Here is a 19513-nt window from a genome sequence, read left to right as displayed (position 1 = left end):
TCAGCGGGTGCGTTCGGCGCGGCGCAGCAGCCCGGCGGCGAGCAGCCCGCCGGCCAGCACCGCCACCGCCCCGGCGGTCTGCCCGGTGACCAGCGCCGACGAGAAGGCGTCGGTGACCCGACCGCGTTCGGTGTCGTCTGCGGCGGCGGCCAGCGCGGCCGGGTACGACCCGACGCCGGCCACCGCGACCGGCACCAACGCGGCGAACCGGGCGTTGAGCACCGCCCCGAGCACGGCGATGCCGAGACTGCCCCCCACCTCGGCCATGGTGCCGTCGATCCCCGCGCCGACGCCGGCCTTCGACGGCGGGATGGCGCTCATCACCGCCTCGACGATCGCGGGGTTGGCCAGGGCGCAGCCGAAGCCCATCACCAGCAACCCGGTCAGCAGCACGCCGTAGCCGTCGGTGCGCACGTGGGTGATCAGCGTCAGGCCGGCGGAGAGCAGCACCATGCCCAGCGCGATGGCCCCGGGCACCCCGAGCCGGCGGATCAGCCGGGTGGCGACCCCACCGAGGTTGAGCAGCACGATGGACAGCGCGAACGGCACCATTCGCAGCCCCGCCTCCCAGGCCGGGTAGCCGCGGACGAACTGGAGGTCCTGGGTGAGCAGGAACAGCGCGCCGGTGGAGCCGAAGGTGATCAGGACGACCCCGGTGACCGCGCCGACGAACCGGCGGTCGGTGAAGAAGTGCATGTCCAGCATGGGTGCGGTGATCCGTCGTTCCCACCAGACGAACGTGGCCAGCAGCAGCACACCGCCGCCGGCCGCGCCGAGCACCGCCGGTGCCGTCCAGCCACGCTCGGGACCGTCGATGATCGCCCAGACCACGCCGGTGAGGCCGGCGGTGGACAGCAGCACCCCACCGACGTCGGGCCGCCCAGCCACCGGGTCGCGGGACTCCGGCACCAGCGCGAGGCCGGCCACCAGGCAGAGCAGCACGATGGGCACGTTGACCAGGAAGATCGCCCCCCACGGCAGGTGGGCGAGGATGATGCCGCCGATGGGCGGTCCGGCGGCGTACCCGAGGGCACTGGTGGCCGCCCAGAGGCCGATCGCCCGGGAGCGTTCGGCCCCGTCGAAGACCTGCATGGCGACGGCGAGGGTGGCGGTGACCAGCAGTGCCCCGCCGACGCCCATGCCGGCGCGGGCGGCGATCAGCTGGTCGCCGGAGCGGGCCAACCCGGCGGCCAGCGAACCGACGCCGAACAGCACCAGGCCGGCGACGAGCATCCGGCGACGGCCGTAGCGGTCGGCGGCGCTGCCGGCGGTGAGCAGCAGCCCGCACTGCACCAGCGCGTACGCGTTGATCATCCACTGGATGTCGGTGGTGCTGGCGTCCAGTTCGGTGGTGAGCACCGGCACCGCCACGGTGAGCACCGTGTTGTCCAGCACCACGGTCAACTGGGCGAGGCAGAGCACCGCCAGGATCAGCCAACGCGACCGCAACGGGGTCGCCGGGCCGGGCCGCGCGGCGGACAACGCGGTGGTCATCGGGGCGGGGCGTAGCGGGCGAGCGGGTTGGTCAGGGTGCCGGCGAACTGGAGCGCCGCCGACGGGTCGGCGAGGTCGACCATCTGCTGGTTGTTGCGCAGTTGCAGCCGGTTGAGGCAGGACAGGGTGAACTCCGGGGCGAACAGGTCGTGCCGGCGCAGCCGGTCGGCCAGGTGCGGCACCCGGACGGCGTAGTCGGTCACGCAGTCGGCGACGGTGCGCCAGAAGTCGTCCTCGTCGAGGACCCCGGCCCCGGCCAGCACGGCGTTGAGGTGGCGGAAGAAGCAGTCGAAGACGTCGGTGAAGATGGTCAGCAGCTGCTCGTCGTCGGGGATGGCGGCACGGACCCGCTGCACCAGCGGTGGCAGGTCGACGTCGGGGTCCATCACCACGATCTCCTCGGCGATGTCCTTGAAGATCACCCGCTCGACCGCGCCGTCGTGCAGCACCAGGATCACGTTCTCGCCGTGCGGCATGAAGGCCAGCCGGTGCGCGTAGAAGCTGTGCAGCAGCGGCACCAGGTAGGCGTCGAGGTAGCGACGCAGCCACTCCCGTGGGGGCAGGCCGGACTCGGCGATCAGGGCGGCGGCCAGCGACCCTCCGTCGCGGTCGGTGTGCAGCAGGGCGGCCATGGTGGACAGCCGCCGGCCGGGGGCCAGGCCGGGCACCGGGCTCTCCCGCCACAGCGCCGCCAGCATCTTGCGGTACGGCGAGTAGCGGTCGGTGGCCGCCTCGTACTGCGGGTGGCGGTAGCCGACGGCGGCCCGCTCCCGGATGATCGTCAGTCCGGTGCCGGCGAGCACCGGGTCGGCGGCGACCAGCTCGACGAGCCAGTCGTTGATCGCCGGGGTGGCCTCCATGTAGGCGGCCGACAGGCCCCGCAGGAAGCCCATGTTCAGCACGGACAGCGCGGTCTTGACGTAGTGCCGGTGCGGGTCGGTGACGTTGAAGAAGGTCCGGATGGACTGCTGCGGCAGGTACTCGTCGGGGGCTTCGCCGAGGCAGACCAGGCGCTGCCGGGCGACCTCACCGGCGAAGGTGACGGCGAGCCGGTTCCACCACTGCCAGGGGTGCACCGGGATGAGCAGGTAGTCGTCCGGGTCGAGACCGGCGTCGGTCAGGGTGGTGGTGAACCGGGCCAGGGTGTCCGGGCCGAGTTCGGTGCGCAGCAGGGTCGGGTAGTCGAGGTCGGCGGCGCTGCTGAAGGTGGCGTGGTCGCGGTGCGCGGCGACCCAGACCAACCGCACCGGCCGGCCGGTCTCCGGGGCGTACGCGTGGTATTCGTGCACGCCGAAGCCGATCCGGCCGTTGTTGGCCACGAAGCACGGGTGGCCCTCGGTCATCCCGGTCTCGATGGCCTGGAAGTCGGCGCGGGCCAGTTCGGCCGCGCCCACCGCCGGCCGGTCCAGCTTGAACGCGGTGCCGGCCAGGGTGGAGGTGATCTCCTCCAGGTAGACGGGGAGCACCTGGTCGGTGAGGCCGAGCGCGCCGCGCAGTTCGAGGCAGAGGTCGACGGCGTCGGGCGGCAGGTCCTCGTCGCCGCGTCGCCGGGTGATGCTGTCCGGGTCGACCTGCCAGTGGTCGAGGGCGAAGCGGCGGGCGGTGAAGCGGTACTCGACCGTGCCGTCGTCGGTGCGGACGGCCCACCGGCCGTCTCCGGTGGCGGCGGGCTCGACCAGGCGTTCGTGGGTGAACTCGGCAAGCGCTTTGGCGACCAGCAGCCGGTTGGCGCGGGCCCAGGTGGCGGGGGTCAGGTGGGCCACGGCGGCGGCGGGGTTCACGCGGGCAGGTCTCCTCGGGTGGCGGCCAGGAACTGGTCGCGGGTGCAGACGCTGAGCAGGGCGTCCTTCTCCGGTTTGCGGATCGGGCCGACGACGGTGAACCCGACGGCGGCGTTGAGGGCGTGCACGGCGGTGTTGCGCACGTCGGGTTCGACGACGACCCGTCGGGTGGCCGGGTCGGTGAAGAGCCAGTCCAGGACGGTGGTGATGACGGCCCGGGTGAAGCCGTGCACCGGCTGGTCGGTGGGGGCGCAGAGGAAGTGCATGCCGACGTCGCCGCGCTGCGCGGGGTAGAGGCCGACCAGGTCGACCCGGGCCGGGTCGTAGCGTTCGGCGAGGAACGCCGGTTCGCCGCGCCACAGCCCGAGGTACGCGTCGTGGTGCGGGTGGTCGGCGATGCCCCGGTACTCCCGGGCGACCCGGTCGACGTCGGCGTCCTGCATCAGCCAGAACGCCGACTTCGGGTGGGTCACCCAGCGGTGCAGCAGCCCGGCGTCGCCCTCCGGGTCGAGGGTGCGCAGCGCGAACTCGCCGAGCGCGGGGTCGTGCCGGTGGTGGACGACGTGGGTCACGAGGCGCCGCCCGCCGGGACGCCGAACTCCTGGAAGGCGATCCGCTGCTCGATCGGGTAGTGCTCGCGCCCGGTCAACTCCCGGATGATCCAGGAGTTGCGGTACGGGCCCATGCCCAGGTCGGGTGAGGTGATGCTGTGGGTGTGGGTGCCGGCGTTCTGGAGGAACACCCTCCGGCCGGTGTGGTCGATGCTGTAGTTGCGGGCCACGTCGAACCGGCCGTGGGAGTCCCAGCGCAGCCGGTCGTGGATCGGGGCGAGGAACTCCGGCAGCCGGTAGTGGTAGCCGGTGGCCAGCACCAACCCCTCGGTGTCGAGGGTCAGGTCGTGCTCCTGTTCGATGTTGCGCAGCCCGAGGGTGTAGCGGCCGGTGCTCTCGTCGTACCGGGCGCTGGTGAGTTCGGTGTTGGTCAGCAGCCGGGTCGGCACCGGCCCGTGCACCCGGTGGGCGTAGAGCAGGTCGAAGATGTCGTTGATCAGGTCGGCGTTGATCCCCTTGAAGAGGTTCTTCTGGGTGCCCTCCAGCCGGTAGCGGGTCTCCTCGGGCAGGGCGTGGAAGTAGTCCACGTAGTCCGGTGAGGTCATCTCCAGGGTGAGCTTGGTGTATTCGAGGGGGAAGAAGCGCGGCGACCGGGTGACCCAGTTGAGTTGGTAGCCGTGGGTGCCGAGGTCGGTGAGCAGGTCGTGGTAGATCTCGGCGGCGCTCTGGCCGCTGCCGACGATGGTGATGCTGCGCTTGGTACGCAGCGCCGCCCGGTGTTCGCGGTAGCGGGAGTTGTGGATGACGTCGCCGCCGAGGCCCCGGCAGGCGTCCGGGACGTGCGGCGGGGTGCCGGTGCCGAGCACCAGGTGCCGGGCCCGGTGGGTGACGCGTTCGCCGTCGACCACGGCGTGCACCACGTACCGCTCGTCGGCGGGGTTGTACTCCACCGAGGTGACCCGGTGACCGAAACGGACCGAGGGCAGTTTCGCGGCGGCCCACCGGCAGTAGTCGTTGTACTCGTGGCGCAGCGGGAAGAAACTCTCCCGGATGTAGAACGGGTAGAGCCGTCCGGATTCCTTCAGGTAGTTGAGGAAGGAGTACGGGGAGGTCGGGTCGGCCAGGGTGACCAGGTCGGCGATGAACGGCGTCTGCAACCGGGTGGCGTCCAGCAGCATGCCGGGGTGCCAGTCGAACTCGTCGCGGGCTTCGAGGAACAGGCCGTCGAGGTCGTCGAGCGGCGCGGTCAGGCAGGCCAGCCCGAGGTTGTACGGGCCCAGCCCGATGGCGATGAAGTCGTGGGTCGACACAGGGGTTTTCTCCATGGCGGGTGGTCAGCCGACGGGGCTGGACAGCTCGGCGGTGGCCCGGGTGCGGGCGTACCAGCCGGCGTGTTCGGCGATCAGGTCGAGCACGTGGGCGATGTCGTCGAGGGTGGTCTCGGGGTTGAGCAGGGTGATTTTGAGGTGGTGGGCGCCGTCGACCTTGGTGCCGGCGACGAGGGCCGTGCCGGAGGCGGCCAGCGCCTCGCGGGCGTACAGGTTGGCGTCGTCGACGACGTCGCGGCCGGCGCCCGGCGGCAGGTAGCGGAACACCACCGTGCTCAGTTGTGAGCGGGTGACCACCTCGAAGCGGGGGTCGTCGGCGAGCAGCCGCCAGGCGGCGGCGGCGAGGTCGACCACCTCGTCGAAGAGCGCGCCGACCGCGTCCGCGCCCATGATCCGCAGGGTGAGCCAGAGCTTGAGGGCGTCGAAGCGGCGGGTGGTCTGCAGGCTCTTGTCGACCTGGTTGGGGATGCGCCGCTCGGCCATCCGGGCCGGGTTGAGGTAGTCGGCGTGCCAGGTGGCGTGGCGCAGCACCCGCCGGTCGCGCACGAGCAGGGCGCTGGAGCTGACCGGCTGGAAGAACGACTTGTGGTAGTCCACGGTGACCGAGTCGGCCCGTTCGATGCCGGTGAGCAGGTGCCGCCGGGTGGGCGAGACCAGCAGCCCGCAGCCGTACGCGGCGTCGACGTGCAGCCAGACCCCGGCGGCGGTGCAGATCTCGGCGATCCGGTCCAGCGGGTCGATGGTGCCGAAGTCGGTGGTGCCGGCGGTGGCGACCACGGCCAGCACGGTCTGGCCGTCGCGGCGGCACCGGTCGAGGGTCTCGGCGAGTTCGTCGGTGCGCATCCGCCGGCCGGCGTCGGTGGCGACGGTGAGCACCGCGTCGGCGCCGAGCCCGAGCAGCTTGGCGGCTTTCTGGACGCTGAAGTGCCCGGCGGTGGAGGTGATGATCCGCAGCCGGGACAGCACCTCGGGCCGGCTGGGCCGGTCGGTGCCGCCGCCGACGATCCGGGCGTACGCCTCCTCCCGGGCGAGCAGCAACGCGTGCAGGTTGGACTGGGTGCCGCCGCTGGTGAAGACGCCGTCGGCGGCCGGGCCGAGGCCGATCCGCTCGGCGGTCCAGTCGATCAGCCGGCGTTCGATCAGGGTGCCGCCGGCGCTCTGGTCCCAGGTGTCCAGGGAGGAGTTGACCGCGCTGAGCACCGCCTCGCCGAGCAGGGCGGGGATGACCACCGGGCAGTTGAGGTGGGCCAGGTAGCGGGGGTGGTGGAAGTAGACGGCGTCACGCAGGTAGACGTCGTGCAGTTCGTCGAGGGCGGCGGTGGTGTCGCCGAGCGGCCGGTCCAAGTCGATGCCGGCGATCCGGGGGGCCAACTCGTCGGGGGTGACGCCGGTGGCGGGTCGGTCCACCTCGGTCACCCGGGCGGCCACCCGTTCGATGCCCTGGGCGACGGCCCGTCGGTAGTCCGCGACGGTGCCGGCGTTGAGCAGGTGGGCGCGGGGCGGAAGGGGGTGCGTCCCGGTCACGGGGGCCTCGACGGTGGATCCGGGCAGGCTCATGGGCAGTCCTCGACGGTCGGTGACGGGCGCACTGGTAGGGACGGTGGGGCGGGGGCAGGTCGTCCCGGCGGCCCAGTTGATCTCGCGAGTTAGGCTACCCTAACCTAACCTCTTGTCAACGCCGACACCCGCCGGAGGGCGGAGGGCGGATCGGCCGGCAGGCGACGGGGGCAGCCGGGTGGAGGGTCAGCCGGGCACCCCGACCGACTGCGCCGCCGGCTCGGCCGTCCGGGTCGGCGCGACCCGGAACCGACGCTGGTGACCCAACCCCACCACCACGCCGAGGGCGACCAGCACGACCGAGGCGACCGCCACGGCGGGATAGCCGACCCGGTCGGCCGCGGCGAGGCCGATCGAGGCCGCGACGAACGAACAGACCAACCCGAACGACGACAGCACGGTGAAGTCGGTCCCCCCGGTCTCCGGCCGCGAGTAGTCCATGTTGACCACGTAGAGCACCACGTTGGCCACGGTGTACGCCGCCATGAAGCAGCACAGCGCGGCGACCGTCGTCCCCAGCGGGGCCCGCCCGTTCATCAGGGGCAGCAGCAGCGCCGTGGAGACCGCGAGGGCCGCTCCCCCGACGACGAGCAGCCGACCCCGGCCGAACCGGTCGACGCCGACCCCGGCGAGCAGGCCCGCCACGATCGCCGGGGCGCTGATCACCACGCCGGTGACCACGCCGATGCGGGCCAGCGACCAGCCCGCGTCGACCAGCGCCGGGGTGACCAGGGCATAGGCCGCGCCGGCTCCGGTGTAGACCAGCGGCACCACGCCGAAGGTCCACCAGCGGCAGCCGGGCTGCCCGAACACCGACAGCAACGCCCGGTACGCCTGCCCGGCGCCGGCCACCCGGGCGACCCGCTCCGGTTCCCGCAGCCGCCACACCACCACCAGCCCGACGGCGGTCAGCGCGGCCAGCAGCCCGATCGCCGGCACCCAGCCGTACCGGTCGTAGACCAGCACGCACGCGCCCCCGCCGAGCAGGTTGCCCAGGTAGCTCGCGGCGACCTGGATGCCGTTGCCGGCCCCCCGGGTCCCCTCGGACAGCACCCGGACGGCGACCGCGTCGACGGCGATGTCCTGGGTGGCGGAAAGGAAGACGTAGGCCGCGCAGATCGCCACCACCGGGCCCAGCTGCCGGGTCGGATCGGCGAACGGCAGCAGCGCCAGCAGGCTCAGCACCAGACCCGCCTGCAACGGCAGCAGCCAGGACCGGTAGTGCCCGTGCCGGCGGGAGCCGTACCTGTCGAGCAGCGGGGCCCAGAGGAACTTGAGCGGCCAGACCAGGCCGACGAACTGGAGCAGGGCCAGGGTGTCCAGCGAGGTGCCACCGTCACGCAGGATGGCGGTCAGCCCGACGGTGATGAACCCGATGCCGAGGTACTGGGTGACGTAGAGCGCGGTGAGCGTGCCGAGACGTCCCTTCACCGGGCGCTCCAGTAACCCAGCGAGGTCAGCTGCTGCCTGCCCACCCCGAGGGTGCGCCGGACGTGCCGGGTGAGGGCGCGGGTGCTGGCTGCCTCGCAGGCCACCCAGTAGAGGGCGTCCGGTGCGGCCGGGAGCGCGGCCTGGACGGTGTCGACGAGTTGCCGCCCGTCGTCGCCGCGCGGCACCCAGGTGACCCGGTGCTGGTCGCGGGCACGCAGGGCCAGCGCCCGTTCCCCCTCGTGGGCGTATTCCAGCCAGATCGTGGCGGGGGTGTCGGCGGCGGCGTCGAGCAGGCTGTTCACCGCCGGCAGCGAGGCGGCGTCACCGACCAGGTAGAGGTGGGCGGGCGCCGGGTCGGGCAGGGCGAAGGCGCTGCCCTGGAGGGTGGCGACGATGGTGTCACCGACCTGCGCGGTGCTCGCCCAGCGGGCCGCGCATCCGTCGTGCAGGGCGAACTCCAGGGTGAACCGGCCGGCCTCCGGTTCCGGGTCCACCAGCGTGTACGCCCGCTGGTGCGCCCGGCCGGCGTCGTCGAACCAGAGCCGGATCCACATGGTGGGGTGCACCTTGCCCGCCGCCAGCAGACCGCCGTCGTCCATCAGCAGACGCTGATAGTGCCCGCCGACCGACTCGGTGCCCCGCACGGTCAGCCGGAAGTCCCGGCCGCCCATGGCCTTGAGCACCAGGGCCTCCCAGTTCCGTTTCACACGCCCTCCAGGTAAGGTCCGCCTAAGTTAGGCGAGGGTAACTTAAACGAGGAGTCCTGTGGAGAGTGGGACCGGCATGCCGCCGGGCGACCGTCCGACCAGCGGCGTGCACCGCGACCGGTGGGGCGTACCGCACCTGTGGGCCGACACCGCCGACGAGCTGGCCCGATGGCAGGGCCGGGTGGCCGCCACCGACCGGGCCTGGCAGCTCGAGGTCGAACGCTGGCGGGCCGAGGGCCGACTCGCCGCCCACGTCGGCCCCACCGAACTCGACTGGGACCGGTTCGCCCGGCGGGCCCGCCTCGACGACACCGCCCGACGCTGCTTCGACCGGCTCACCCCGGCCACCCGGCGCTGGGTCACCGCGTACGCCGACGGGGTCAACGACGCGTTGCCGGCCGGCGCGGTGGCGGCCCCGGAGTTCGCCGCCACCGGCAGCACCCCCGGCCGGTGGCGACCCTGGACGCCGCTGGGCGTCTTCCTGGTCCAGCACATCCTGTTCGGCACCTTCCCGCAGAAGCTGTGGCACGCCCACGTCGCCGCCACCCTCGGCCCGCACGCCCGCGAGCTGTTCGCCGTCGAGGGGCCCGGCGGCTCCGGCAGCAACGCCTGGGCGCTGCCCGCCGACCCGACGACCGGTCGCGGGCCGGTCATCGCCGGTGACCCGCACCGGCTGCTCGAACTGCCCGGCATCTACCAGCAGATCCGGCTGGCCTGCCCCGAGTTCGACGTGGTCGGGCTGGCCTTCCCCGGCGTGCCGGGGCTGCCGCACTTCGGCCACGCCGGTGACGTCGCCTGGGCGGTCACCAACGCGATGGCCGACTACCAGGACCTCTACCGCGAACAGTTGCGCCGCGACGGCGACCGGGTGCTGGTCCGCGACGCCGACGGTTGGGTGCCGGCCCACCGGCACGTCGAGCGGATCGAGGTACGCGGCGGCGCGACCGAGACCGTCGAGGTGATCGAGACCCCGCGCGGGCCGGTGGTCGACCACGACCGGCACACCGGGGAGGCGCTCAGCCTGCGCACCCCGGCCCGGGTGACGGAGAGCCTCGGCTTCGAGGCGCTGCTGCCGCTGCTGCGGGCCCGCACCGCCGACGACGTCGCCGACGCGCTGCGTGGCTGGGTCGAACCGGTCAACAGCGTGCTCGTCGCCGACCGGCACGGCACGGTGCTCCAACTCGTCGCCGGCCTGGTGCCGCAGCGCGACGACCGGTGCCGACGGGAACCGGTGCCCGGCTGGGAGCCCCGCTACCGGTGGCGCGGCGACCACGCCACGGCCAAGCCCGTCGAGGTCGGCGGGCCGACGGTCTGCGCCAACGACCGCCGCGACGACACCGCCCACCTCGGCGTCGACTTCGCCCCGCCGCACCGGGCCCACCGGATCGGTGAACTGCTCGCCGACGGCGTCGACGTGCCCACCGTCCACACCGACACGCTGCTGGGGTCGACGGTGCTGCGGGGCCTGCTCGCCCGGCTCGACCCGGGGTCACTCAGCGGGCCGGCCCGACGGCTGCGCGACCGGCTGACCGGCTGGGACGGTCGGATGGCCGCCGACAGCACCGACGCCGGGGCGTTCGCCGCCTGGCGGGCCGCGCTGGTCCGGGGCCTGTCCGCGCACCCCGCCCTGGCCCCGTTGCACTCCCCCGGCGGCTACGACCCGCTCTTCGCCCCGTGGACCGACCCGCTGGCCCGGATCGGGCACGCCGTGGAAGGGGTCGTCGCCGGGCTGCCCCGCCTCGGCGGTGCGGTCGAACCGCTCGCCGTCGCCGCGCTGGAGGAGGTCGCGGCCGGCGACCCACCCGGCCCCTGGGGGCGGCGGCACCTGCTGCACCCGCTGCACCTCGGGGTGTCCGAGGTGGTCGCCGACCGGGTGGCCGCGATGCGTGACGGCACCGCGCTCGGTGGCGACACCAACTGCGTGCTGTCCACCTCCAGCGTGCCGGGGGTCTCCGACGCGTGCTGGCGCGGGCCGGTCGCCCGGTACGTGTGGGACCTCACCGACCGGGCGGCGAGCCGCTGGATCGTCCCCTTCGGTGTCTCGGGCCGCCCCGACGACCCGCACTTCGCCGACCAGTTGCCGCTGTGGGCCGCCGGTGGGCTGATCCCCGTCGGCACCGACTGGCACACCCTCACCCCCGCACCCCGAGACGAGGACCCCGTGACCTACCAGGAGCAGATCCCCGGCTTCGGTGAGTTGAGCCTCACCGTGGTCGACCCGGCCGCCCACGCCACGCTGCTGCACGGCTGGGTGACCGAGCCCCGCGCGACGTTCTGGGGGATGGGGTCGTACACCGTCGAGGAGGTACGCGAGGTCTACACGTACGTCGACGGGCTGAGCACCCACCACGCGTACCTGATCGGATTGGACGGCACGCCGGTGGGCCTGTTCCAGACCTACCAGCCGGAGGCCGACCCGGTCGGGGAGCGCTACCGGGTCCGCCCCGGCGACATCGGGATGCACCTGCTGCTCGCCCCGGGACGCCGACCGCCGCGCGGGCTCACCACCGCGATCGGCCCGGCGCTGGCCCGGTTCCTGTTCCGCGACCCGGGCCTACTGCGGATCGTGGTCGAGCCCGACGTGCGCAACCGGTTCGCGCTGCTGCGGCTGCAACGGGAGGGGTTCACCTTCGCCGACGAGATCGACATGCCCGACAAGCGGGCCCAACTGGCGTTCCTCACCCGGGAGCGGTTCGAGGCGGACCATCCCGTCCCGGCCTGAACCGGCTGGCGGACGGGCCACGACCGCGCGGTGGTGAGGCACGCGGGCAATACCGCGACCGCCACCGTGGTCAGGAACGCGGGCGCATCGTGGTCGCGCGGTGGGTCAGGGATGCGGGCGCACCGGGACCACGCGGTGGTCAGCTGCGCGGGCCCAGGAAGAGGCCGCCGCTGGCGTCGAGGACCTGCCCGGTGACCCAGCGTGCGGCGTCGGAGGCGAGGAACGCGACCACGTCGGCGACGTCACCGGGAGCGCCCAGCCGGTCGAGGGCCGTCATCGAGGTGATCAGGTCGGCCAGGCCCGGTGTGGCGAAGGCCGGTGCGTTGGTCGCGGTCCGGGTGGCGCCCGGCGCGACCGCGTTCACCGTGACGCCCCGGGGCCCGAGCTGGTTGGCCAGGGCCAGGGTCATCGTCTCCACCGCACCCTTGGTCATGGCGAACGACGTCTGGCCGGGGTTGGCCATCCGGGTCGCCACGGACGAGATCGTGATGATCCGACCACCGTCGCGTAGCAGTGGCAACGCCCGTTCGATGATGAAGTACGGCGCGCGCACGTTGACCGCGAACAGCCGGTCGAAGGCGGCCCGGGTGGTGCCGCCGAGCGGGCCGGCGGGCGGCGCCGCCGCGTTGTTGACGAGGATGTCCAGTGGCCGCCCGGCCAGGCTCGCCACCACCCCGGCGAACAGCGTCTCGACATCTCCGTCGACGCCGAGTTCCGCGCGGACGGCGTACGCCGTCGCGCCGTCGCGCCCGATCCGGTCGACCGTCTCCCGCGCGCCGTGCTCGTCGGCACCGTAGTGCGCGATGACTGCCGCTCCCTGCCCGGCCAGCCGGATCGCGATCGCCTGTCCGATGCCCCGCGACGCGCCGGTCACCAGTGCGGTCCTGCCACTCAGATCCCCCATGACGTGAGTCGCTCCCAACTTGGTAGTAACTATCACTACGGTAGTGTCTATCAGATGGACGAGCGGCACTCAACCCTGCGGGACCAGCGACGGGCCGAGACGCAGCGCCTGATCCAGGCGCACGCGGTGCGGTTGTTCGTCCGGCGCGGCTACGACGGCACGACGGTGAACGACGTCGCGGCGGCGGCGGGGGTGTCCCCGATGACTGTCTACCGGCACTTCCCGACCAAGGAGGACCTCGTGCTGGCCGACCAGAACGGGCCACTGGTCGCCGAACGCATCGCCGCGACACCGGCCGGCCAGCCCCTCGTCCACCGCATCGGCGTCGCGCTCGTCGATGCGGCACGTACGCTCACCGCCGGTGACGACCGGTTCCTGCTGGCCCGCCTGCGGCTGATGATCTCGACACCCGCCCTGCGCGCCCGCCACCTGGACAACCACCACCTGCTGCAACAGGCCATCGTGGCGGGACTCGGCGACGAGGCCGACGACCCGGAGGCGGCCTTCCGCGCCGCGGCGGCGGCCAGCGCCTGCCTGGCCGTCATGCACACCGCGCTGGTGCGGTGGGCCCAGGACGACGGACGCACCGACCTGGCCGACCTGATCGCGGCGGCGCTCGCGGCGGCCTTCGGCGACGCCCCGTCCCGAGCGCGGTGACCCCGGCCGGGTGGGCGCTGCCCTAGGCTCCCCGGATGGTCATGAGCGCACAGGACGTGGTGGGGCTCATCGAGTCCGACCCGGCGGCGATGAGAGTCCTCCGGGCCACGGCCGGCCTCGGCCTGCCGGACTGGTGGATCGGTGCCGGCTTCGTCCGCAACCTGGTCTGGGACGCGATCAGCGAGCTGCCGGCCCTGCCGCCGCGCGACGTGGACGTCGCCTACTTCGACCCGCAGGAGCGGGACCCCGGTGTGGACGTCCGCACCGAGGCCTGGGCCGCGACGGTGCTGCCCGGGGTGCCGTGGGAGATCCGCAACCAGGCACGGATGCACCTGCGCAACCGCGACGGTCCCTACCTCGACACCCTGGACGCGATCTCGCGCTGGCCCGAGACGGCAACCTGCATCGCGGTCACCCTGCGTGGCGACTCGGTTCACCTGGTGTGCTGCCACGGCGCGGCCGACCTGGTCGGCATGGTCGTCCGGCCCTCGCCGGCCTTCGACCACGCCGCAGGCCGCGCGAAGGTGCGCGAGCGCGTGACGGCCAAGGGATGGTGCGGCCGGTGGGCCAGGCTGCGACTGGAGGTCTAGCGCCACGCCGGAGTTTTCGGGGTGCCGCACCGGGTCCGGCCGTCGACCCCGGTGGCAGGTAGACCGGTGAGCGGCACGACGACTCGTCGGAACGACTAATCCGGTCGCGTACGGACCGGTCCGCGAGGACGATGAGGCGATGTCCGGCACCCCTGAGGGATTCACCTACCGTCTCCGCAAGAACGGGGACGTGGAAGTGCTGCACCACGGCCGCCCCGCCTCGGTGCTCCGCGGCGCCGCCGCAGCCCGGTTCCTGGTCGACGTGGACAGCGACGATCCGCAGGAGCTGATGGCCCGCCTCACCGGCAACTACAAGCACGGCAACGAGCGCACGGCCAAGCGGCACCCCCGCAACCGGGACCGCTAGCACCGCCCCACGGTCAGGTGGCATCGCATCCCGCTCCGGTCGGCGCGGGTGCCCCGAGGGCGGACCGACCCCGTGGGCTAGCCGTCGAGGAGCTGCTCGCGCAGGATGTCCGCGTGCCCGCAGTGCTGGGCCAACTCCCGCAGCACGTGCAGGTACACCCACCGTAGGGGTAACGGGCCCCGCCGGTGCCCGGACAGGATGTCGTCCAGACCCAGCGTGGCCGTCGCCCGCCGCGACGCGGCACAGGCCTCCCGGTGGGCCTGCCGCACGGTGGCGATCGTGTCGTCGTCGGCGAGGACGAACGACTCGTCCGACGTCGCGGGGAGACCGATCTCGGCGCGCGAGCGACCCGTGACGGCCTCGTCGAACCAGACCTTCTCCACGAAGGTCGCGTGCTTCACCAGACCCAGCAGCGTGGTCGGGGAGGCCACCAACGACCGCCGTGCCTGTTCCTCGGTCAGCCCGTCCAGGCACCTGTCGAGCGCACCGCGATGCTCGTCGAGGAACGCCTCGAACTGGGCCCGGAGCGGCTGGGCGACCACCTGGTCGGCGAAGGTGGGCGGGAAGGCAGGCATGGGAGCAGCATTCCAGATTCGCCCGTGGCGATGGGGGTGCGCGACGCGGGTGCACGCCGGTGGCACCGCGGCCGGCCCGGATGCCGGCCACCGGCCCGGGCTCGTCCGGGAGCGCCGGATGCCGCTTCGCGCCGGGTGGTCGGAACCCCGGGAACTGTCGTACCCGTGACCCATGATCTTGTGGTCACGGCGACGCCGGCCCCGGCCGGCGCACGCCATCAACCATGGTCGACGCCGTGTTGCGGCGGGTGGGAGGACGTGCGGTGACGGACACTGACGGGGCCGCGCGGCGGCGGAGCGTGCTGGCGGTGGTGCCGCCGGCCCGGCCCCGCAAGCTGGCCAAGGTGCCCTTCGTCGAGCTGGCCGACGGGCGGTTGCAGGGAGTGGTGTCCAGCGGGTCCGACATCGAGCGGGTCTACGTCTCCTCGGTGACCGCCGGCAGCCACGCCTACCACTGCAGCACCAACAACAACCGGCCCTGCGGCGGGCTGCGCGGCGCACCCTGCAAGCACCTGGAGTCCCTCGCCGACGAGGCCGTGCTCCAGTACGGCGTCGACCGGGTGGCCCGCTACCTGCGGGTCGACGCCGGTGAGGGCACGCAGACCGGCGTCGAGCTGCTGTCGCGGCTCGACGCCCGGCACGAGCCGACCTCGGCCGCGGTGGTGTTCAGCCGCTTCCTGCGCCACCTGGCCTACCTGGAGCTCCCGGCCAGCACGACCGTGCTGCCCGAGTTGCACTGGTTCCCGTCCACCGGGGCGGGTCGCTGATGCTCGGCACGCAACTGGCGCAGCTGCGCGACGGCACCCCCACCGGGCTGACCGACGCCGACGACGTGGTCGCCGGATTCGACGACGCCCTGCTGCGGGGCTTCGCCCGGGTCGGCGAGCAGGACGCCGCCGCGTTGACCGCCCTGGCCGACGCGGTGGCGGGCACCCCGCTGGGCGAACGGGTGGCCGAGGCGGTCGGCAAGGTGACCGCCGGGTCGGTCGGGCAGGAACACCTGGCCGCGCTGGCCGGGGCGCGGTCGGCCCTGCTCGGCGCGGCCCACGACGCCCTGCTCGACCAGCTCGACACCGCCCTCGGGCGGCACCGGGCCCCGTGGACCCCGACCGGCGCAGCGGGTGACCCCTCCCCCGCCCGCGCCGCAGCCCGGTCCTGGCTGCACGAGACCGCCCTGGCCGGCTGGCGGGGCATCGACCACGAGGTGCTCTCCGCCGTCGGCACGCCTGTCGAGGCGGCGCTGGCCGAACCGCAGTCGCGCCGGCTGGCGGTGCTGCTCGACGGGTTCGCCGCCGAGCTGCGGGCCGGGCTGCCGGTGGCGACCATGGCGCAGGTGCCGGTACGCCGCTGGGCGGACCTGTGGTCCCGGGCCGTGCTGCTCGCCCAGGACGGGCCCGCCCCGGTGACCGCCATCGAACGGGTCACCGGTCGGCTGCTGCCGTTCGGGGTCGACGTCCACGAGCACGAGACCGCCGTCCAGGTGCAACTGCACGCGATCCTCGAACCGGCCGACGACACGCCGCCCCGGCTGGTCCGGGTGACGGTGGGCGCGGCCAAGGTCGCCACGATCGGTGGGCCGGCGGTGTGGCGGCTGCTGTCGGCGTACCCGGTGCTGCTCACCGCGATCGCGCAGCGCCGGGCGCTGACCGTCACCGACCTGCCGGCGCAGGACGGCGACCTGCACTGGGTCGACGGGCAGGCGCAGGTGGGCGAGCCCGCCGACCCGTTCGCCACCGCCCGGGTCCTGCTGGGCACGGCGACGGCGACGGCGCTCCCGCCGCTGGACCGGCACCCGGTGGCGATCGCCGAACCGGTGCTGCTGGAGGGCTACACCGTGCACGACGACGCAGCAGCGATCGACCTCGACGGGCACCGCCTCGCGGTCGCCCTCGACCGGCTGCCGGCCGGCGGGCCGCTCACTCCCGCACTGGTCGCCGCGTCGTCGACCTGCCTGGGCCTGATCCGCTGGGACGACGGCCGGTGGCTGCTACAGCCGCTGGCGGTGCAGGCCACCGTCAAACGCCGGCCGGTCGAGGCGCACAACGGTGACTGGGCCGACGGGGTGACCGATCCCAAGGTGGCCAAGGCCGAGTCCCGGGCGGGCGACGCCGTGGCCGTACTGCGCGAACGCGCGGGACGGTTGCTGCGCCGATGAGCGAGCCCACAGCGATGAGCGACACCGTACCGGCGGGTGACGCCGTGCAGCCGGGCGACCTCGCCGCCGCCAACCGTCGGCAGGTGCTCTACTGGCGGCTGCTGGGTCGGCTCTTCGACCCCGACGAGCAGCCCACGCTGGAGTCGGCGAGCGTGGCCGTGGTCGACGACCTCGGCCTGCCCGCCGCGCTGCTGGACCCGACAGTCTCGGTGGACACCGTCCTGCAGCGCTTCCCCGTGCTCGCCGACGAACTGCGCGGCCTGCTCGTTGCCGAGCCCGCCGCGGGCGCCGACGACGCCGACGGCCGTGCCACCGGTGGCGACGGCGAGGGCCCGCCGGCCGACGGGGCGACGGAGCCTGACGGGGCGACGGCGGCAGCCGGTGTCACCGCCGAGGGGGACGCCACGACCGACGGCGGTCACCCGGCGGCCGGCGACCTCGGCGCACACCGGCCCGGCACGGCCGAGGTACGCCGGGCCGCGCTGGTGTCGAAGCTGCTGCTCAACGTCTTCGGCACCGGGTCCGGGCCGGTCAGCGCCGGCCAGTTGGCCCGCTGGCAGGCCGACGCCGGTTGGTTCGAGCAGGCGCTCGGCTGCCCCCCGGGTGAGCTGCGTCGGCAGGGCGGCACCGGGCTGGGCGGCACCCTCGCCGGGCTGGAGGGCGACCTGGTCCGCCGGATGCACCTGCGGGAGGTGCTGGCCGACCCGAAGCTGGCCGCCCAGCTCACCCCCAGCATGTCGCTGATCGAGCAGCTGCTGCGGGACAAGGCGAACCTGTCCGGGGTGGCGTTGGCCAACGCCAAGTCGCTGATCCGGCGGTACGTCGACGAGGTCGCCGAGGTGCTGCGTACCCAGGTCGAGCAGACCAGCGTCGGCACGATCGACCGGTCGGTGCCGCCGAAGCGGGTCTACCGCAACCTCGACCTCGATCGCACCATCTGGCAGAACCTCACCAACTGGAGCCCGGAGGACGAGCGCCTCTACGTCGACCGGCTCTATTACCGGCAGACCGCCCGCAAGACCACTCCGTCGCGGCTGATCGTGGTGGTGGACCAGTCCGGGTCGATGGTCGATTCGATGGTCAACTGCACCATCCTCGCCTCGATCTTCGCCGGGCTGCCCAAGGTGGACGTGCACCTGATCGCGTACGACACCCGGGCGCTGGACCTGACCCCGTGGGTGCACGACCCGTTCGAGGTGCTGCTGCGCACCAAGCTCGGCGGTGGCAACGACGGGCCGGTGGCGATGGCGATGGCCCGTCCGAAGATCGTCGAGCCGCGCAACACGGTCATGGTGTGGATCTCGGACTTCTACGAGTTCAACCGCTCCCAGCCGCTGTTCGACGGCATCGAGGCGGTGCACCGCTCCGGGGTGCGGTTCATCCCGGTCGGCTCGGTCAGCAGCTCCGGCCAGCAGAGCGTCAACCCGTGGTTCCGGCAGCGCCTCAAGGACCTGGGCACCCCGGTGCTCTCCGGTCACATCCGCAAACTCGTCTTCGAGCTCAAGAGCTTCCTCACCTAGGAGAATCACCCCTCATGTCCGAGATGTTGCGTGCCCCCGCCGAGGTCAAGTACGCCGACGAACTCGACTACCTGGAGTCGGTCGACACCGGCCCGAAGCCGTTCTCGTGGCGGTTGAGCCCGCGCATGGTGCGGCTGTTCGTCCTCGGCTCGGAACGGGCCGACGGTCTGGAGCGGGAGATCCCGCAGAAGTGGTTCGGTGACCGCAGCTTCGTCGAACGCAGCATCGTGACCCTGGCGTCGGACCGGGGCCTGCTGCTCATCGGCGACCCCGGCACCGGCAAGAGCTGGCTTGCCGAGCTGCTGTCCGCCGCGATCTGCCGCAACTCGACGCTGGTGGTGCAGGGCACCGCCGGCACCACCGAGGATCACATCAAGTACTCGTGGAACGTCTCGATGGTCATCGCCAAGGGGCAGTCCCGGGAGTCGATGATCCCGTCGCCGATCATGACGGCGATGGAGCAGGGCGTGGTGGGCCGCTTCGAGGAGCTGACCCGCTCCACCAGCGACGTGCAGGACGCGTTGATCTCCATCCTGTCGGAGAAGTACGTCTCCATCCCCGAGCTGAACGACGACAACATCGTCTTCGCCCAGCCCGGTTTCTCGATCATCGCCACCGCGAACAGCCGGGACCGGGGCGTCAACGACCTGTCGTCGGCGTTGAAGCGCCGGTTCAACTTCGTCCGGATCCCGGTGGTCACCAACAAGCGCAGCGAGGCGGAGATCGTCCGGTTCCGCACCGAGGAGCTGCTGCGCCGGCACCGCATCGAGCTGGACGTGCCGCCCACCCTGCTGGACATCCTGTTGCAGAGCTTCGCCGACCTGCGGGCCGCCGCCGCGTCGGCGACCAGCGACGACGAGAAGCTGGAGTCGGCGCTGTCCACCGCCGAGCAGATCGGCGTGCTGGAGGACGCCATCCTGCACAGCCAGTTCTTCGGCGACCGGTCCCTGCGGGTGGAGACGCTGGCCTCCTCGCTGGTGGGGTCGTTGGCCCGACGCAGCCCGGAGGACCTGGCGATCCTCAACAAGTACCTGCACGGGGTGGTGGAGCCCCGGGCCAAGAAGGACGGCGAGGGCTGGGCCGGCTTCCTCGACGGCGGTCGCCAGGCGATCGCCTCGCTGTCGTGACCACCGCCGACGCCGGCACCGCCACGCCGCCCGCGACCGCCGTCGCC

16 protein-coding genes and 3 pseudogenes are annotated in these 19513 nt (G+C 73.1%); 10 read left to right on the top strand and 9 right to left on the bottom strand.

Annotated features, from left to right (window positions below):
- From AB0K25_RS23005 to AB0K25_RS22975, 7 genes are all read right to left on the bottom strand, one after another.
- Positions 1 to 1494, bottom strand: a complete 1494-nt coding sequence (locus AB0K25_RS23005) for an MFS transporter (RefSeq protein WP_219461859.1) — start codon at positions 1492 to 1494, stop codon at positions 1 to 3.
- Positions 1491 to 3275, bottom strand: a complete 1785-nt coding sequence (locus AB0K25_RS23000; RefSeq protein ID WP_363822551.1) for an IucA/IucC family siderophore biosynthesis protein — start codon at positions 3273 to 3275, stop codon at positions 1491 to 1493. Before AB0K25_RS23000 ends, AB0K25_RS23005 begins: the two co-directional genes overlap by 4 nt.
- Positions 3272 to 3847 (bottom strand): GNAT family N-acetyltransferase, encoded by a 576-nt coding sequence (locus AB0K25_RS22995; RefSeq protein ID WP_219461854.1) that lies wholly within the window; start codon positions 3845 to 3847, stop codon positions 3272 to 3274. Before AB0K25_RS22995 ends, AB0K25_RS23000 begins: the two co-directional genes overlap by 4 nt.
- Entirely contained in the window at positions 3844 to 5136 is a 1293-nt protein-coding gene (locus tag AB0K25_RS22990) for a SidA/IucD/PvdA family monooxygenase (RefSeq protein WP_357533540.1), read from the bottom strand. The genes AB0K25_RS22995 and AB0K25_RS22990 overlap by 4 nt, the downstream gene beginning before the upstream one ends.
- 24 nt (positions 5137 to 5160) lie before the next feature.
- Positions 5161 to 6711: an aspartate aminotransferase family protein gene (locus tag AB0K25_RS22985; protein ID WP_363822547.1), complete on the bottom strand. Its 1551-nt coding sequence runs from the start codon at positions 6709 to 6711 to the stop codon at positions 5161 to 5163.
- 186 nt (positions 6712 to 6897) lie between these two features.
- Positions 6898 to 8142 carry an MFS transporter gene (locus tag AB0K25_RS22980; protein ID WP_208566026.1) on the bottom strand — a complete coding sequence of 415 codons (1245 nt, stop codon included), beginning with the start codon at positions 8140 to 8142 and terminating at the stop codon, positions 6898 to 6900.
- Positions 8139 to 8849, bottom strand: a complete 711-nt coding sequence (locus tag AB0K25_RS22975) for a siderophore-interacting protein (RefSeq protein ID WP_363822544.1) — start codon at positions 8847 to 8849, stop codon at positions 8139 to 8141. The genes AB0K25_RS22980 and AB0K25_RS22975 overlap by 4 nt, the downstream gene beginning before the upstream one ends.
- A gap of 76 nt (positions 8850 to 8925) precedes the next feature.
- On the opposite strand from AB0K25_RS22975, the pseudogene AB0K25_RS22970 reads away from it, so the two are divergent.
- Positions 8926 to 10986 (top strand): annotated as a pseudogene (locus AB0K25_RS22970) (penicillin acylase family protein); the annotation flags it as partial.
- Between the two features lie 24 nt (positions 10987 to 11010).
- Positions 11011 to 11571, top strand: a complete 561-nt coding sequence (locus tag AB0K25_RS22965) for a GNAT family N-acetyltransferase (RefSeq protein WP_308291093.1) — start codon at positions 11011 to 11013, stop codon at positions 11569 to 11571.
- Positions 11572 to 11710: 139 nt separating this feature from the next.
- On the opposite strand, the gene AB0K25_RS22960 is transcribed toward AB0K25_RS22965, so the two are convergent.
- Entirely contained in the window at positions 11711 to 12475 is a 765-nt protein-coding gene (locus AB0K25_RS22960; protein WP_363822541.1) for an SDR family oxidoreductase, read from the bottom strand.
- Positions 12476 to 12529: 54 nt separating this feature from the next.
- Between AB0K25_RS22960 and AB0K25_RS22955 the strand changes: the two genes are divergently transcribed.
- The 3 genes from AB0K25_RS22955 (at position 12530) to AB0K25_RS22945 (ending at position 14089) form a co-directional block, all read left to right on the top strand.
- Positions 12530 to 13132, top strand: a complete 603-nt coding sequence (locus AB0K25_RS22955; protein ID WP_363822538.1) for a helix-turn-helix domain-containing protein — start codon at positions 12530 to 12532, stop codon at positions 13130 to 13132.
- Positions 13133 to 13173: 41 nt separating this feature from the next.
- The gene (locus AB0K25_RS22950; RefSeq protein ID WP_255597569.1) at positions 13174 to 13722 is read left to right on the top strand and encodes a nucleotidyltransferase family protein; all 549 of its coding nucleotides are present in this window, start codon (positions 13174 to 13176) and stop codon (positions 13720 to 13722) included.
- 139 nt (positions 13723 to 13861) lie between these two features.
- Positions 13862 to 14089: a hypothetical protein gene (locus AB0K25_RS22945; RefSeq protein ID WP_091240024.1), complete on the top strand. Its 228-nt coding sequence runs from the start codon at positions 13862 to 13864 to the stop codon at positions 14087 to 14089.
- A gap of 77 nt (positions 14090 to 14166) precedes the next feature.
- On the opposite strand, the gene AB0K25_RS22940 is transcribed toward AB0K25_RS22945, so the two are convergent.
- A complete protein-coding gene (locus tag AB0K25_RS22940; RefSeq protein ID WP_363822534.1) occupies positions 14167 to 14664 on the bottom strand; it encodes a DinB family protein in 498 nt (165 codons plus the stop codon).
- A gap of 299 nt (positions 14665 to 14963) precedes the next feature.
- On the opposite strand from AB0K25_RS22940, the gene AB0K25_RS22935 reads away from it, so the two are divergent.
- The 5 genes and pseudogenes from AB0K25_RS22935 (at position 14964) to AB0K25_RS22915 (ending at position 19466) form a co-directional block, all read left to right on the top strand.
- The gene (locus AB0K25_RS22935) at positions 14964 to 15431 is read left to right on the top strand and encodes a hypothetical protein (protein ID WP_208566460.1); all 468 of its coding nucleotides are present in this window, start codon (positions 14964 to 14966) and stop codon (positions 15429 to 15431) included.
- Positions 15431 to 16819, top strand: coding sequence for a hypothetical protein (locus AB0K25_RS22930; RefSeq protein WP_357533551.1), 1389 nt, complete (start codon positions 15431 to 15433; stop codon positions 16817 to 16819). Before AB0K25_RS22935 ends, AB0K25_RS22930 begins: the two co-directional genes overlap by 1 nt.
- Positions 16820 to 16833: 14 nt before the next feature.
- Positions 16834 to 17085: pseudogene (locus tag AB0K25_RS22925) on the top strand (VWA containing CoxE family protein); the annotation flags it as partial.
- Positions 17086 to 17271: 186 nt separating this feature from the next.
- Positions 17272 to 18339, top strand: a pseudogene (locus AB0K25_RS22920) (VWA domain-containing protein); the annotation flags it as partial.
- 14 nt (positions 18340 to 18353) lie between these two features.
- Positions 18354 to 19466 (top strand): AAA family ATPase, encoded by a 1113-nt coding sequence (locus AB0K25_RS22915; protein WP_363822531.1) that lies wholly within the window; start codon positions 18354 to 18356, stop codon positions 19464 to 19466.
- Positions 19467 to 19513 lie beyond the last annotated feature (47 nt).

The organism is Micromonospora sp. NPDC049257 (genome assembly GCF_040678915.1).
Classification (GTDB): Bacteria; Actinomycetota; Actinomycetes; order Mycobacteriales; family Micromonosporaceae; genus Micromonospora; species Micromonospora antibiotica.
Note: the sequence above shows the minus strand (reverse complement) of the source record. Positions and strands in the feature narration are given on the sequence as shown.

What these genes read in the sequence shown, in the direction of transcription:
- AB0K25_RS23005 (WP_219461859.1), bottom strand. Translation starts at nt 1,494, where the DNA reads ATGACCACCGCGTTGTCCGCCGCGCGGCCCGGCCCGGCGACCCCGTTG.
- AB0K25_RS22985 (WP_363822547.1), bottom strand. Translation starts at nt 6,711, where the DNA reads ATGAGCCTGCCCGGATCCACCGTCGAGGCCCCCGTGACCGGGACGCAC.
- AB0K25_RS22960 (WP_363822541.1), bottom strand. Translation starts at nt 12,475, where the DNA reads ATGGGGGATCTGAGTGGCAGGACCGCACTGGTGACCGGCGCGTCGCGG.
- AB0K25_RS22955 (WP_363822538.1), top strand. Translation starts at nt 12,530, where the DNA reads ATGGACGAGCGGCACTCAACCCTGCGGGACCAGCGACGGGCCGAGACG.
- AB0K25_RS22950 (WP_255597569.1), top strand. Translation starts at nt 13,174, where the DNA reads ATGAGCGCACAGGACGTGGTGGGGCTCATCGAGTCCGACCCGGCGGCG.
- AB0K25_RS22945 (WP_091240024.1), top strand. Translation starts at nt 13,862, where the DNA reads ATGTCCGGCACCCCTGAGGGATTCACCTACCGTCTCCGCAAGAACGGG.
- AB0K25_RS22940 (WP_363822534.1), bottom strand. Translation starts at nt 14,664, where the DNA reads ATGCCTGCCTTCCCGCCCACCTTCGCCGACCAGGTGGTCGCCCAGCCG.
- AB0K25_RS22930 (WP_357533551.1), top strand. Translation starts at nt 15,431, where the DNA reads ATGCTCGGCACGCAACTGGCGCAGCTGCGCGACGGCACCCCCACCGGG.
- AB0K25_RS22915 (WP_363822531.1), top strand. Translation starts at nt 18,354, where the DNA reads ATGTCCGAGATGTTGCGTGCCCCCGCCGAGGTCAAGTACGCCGACGAA.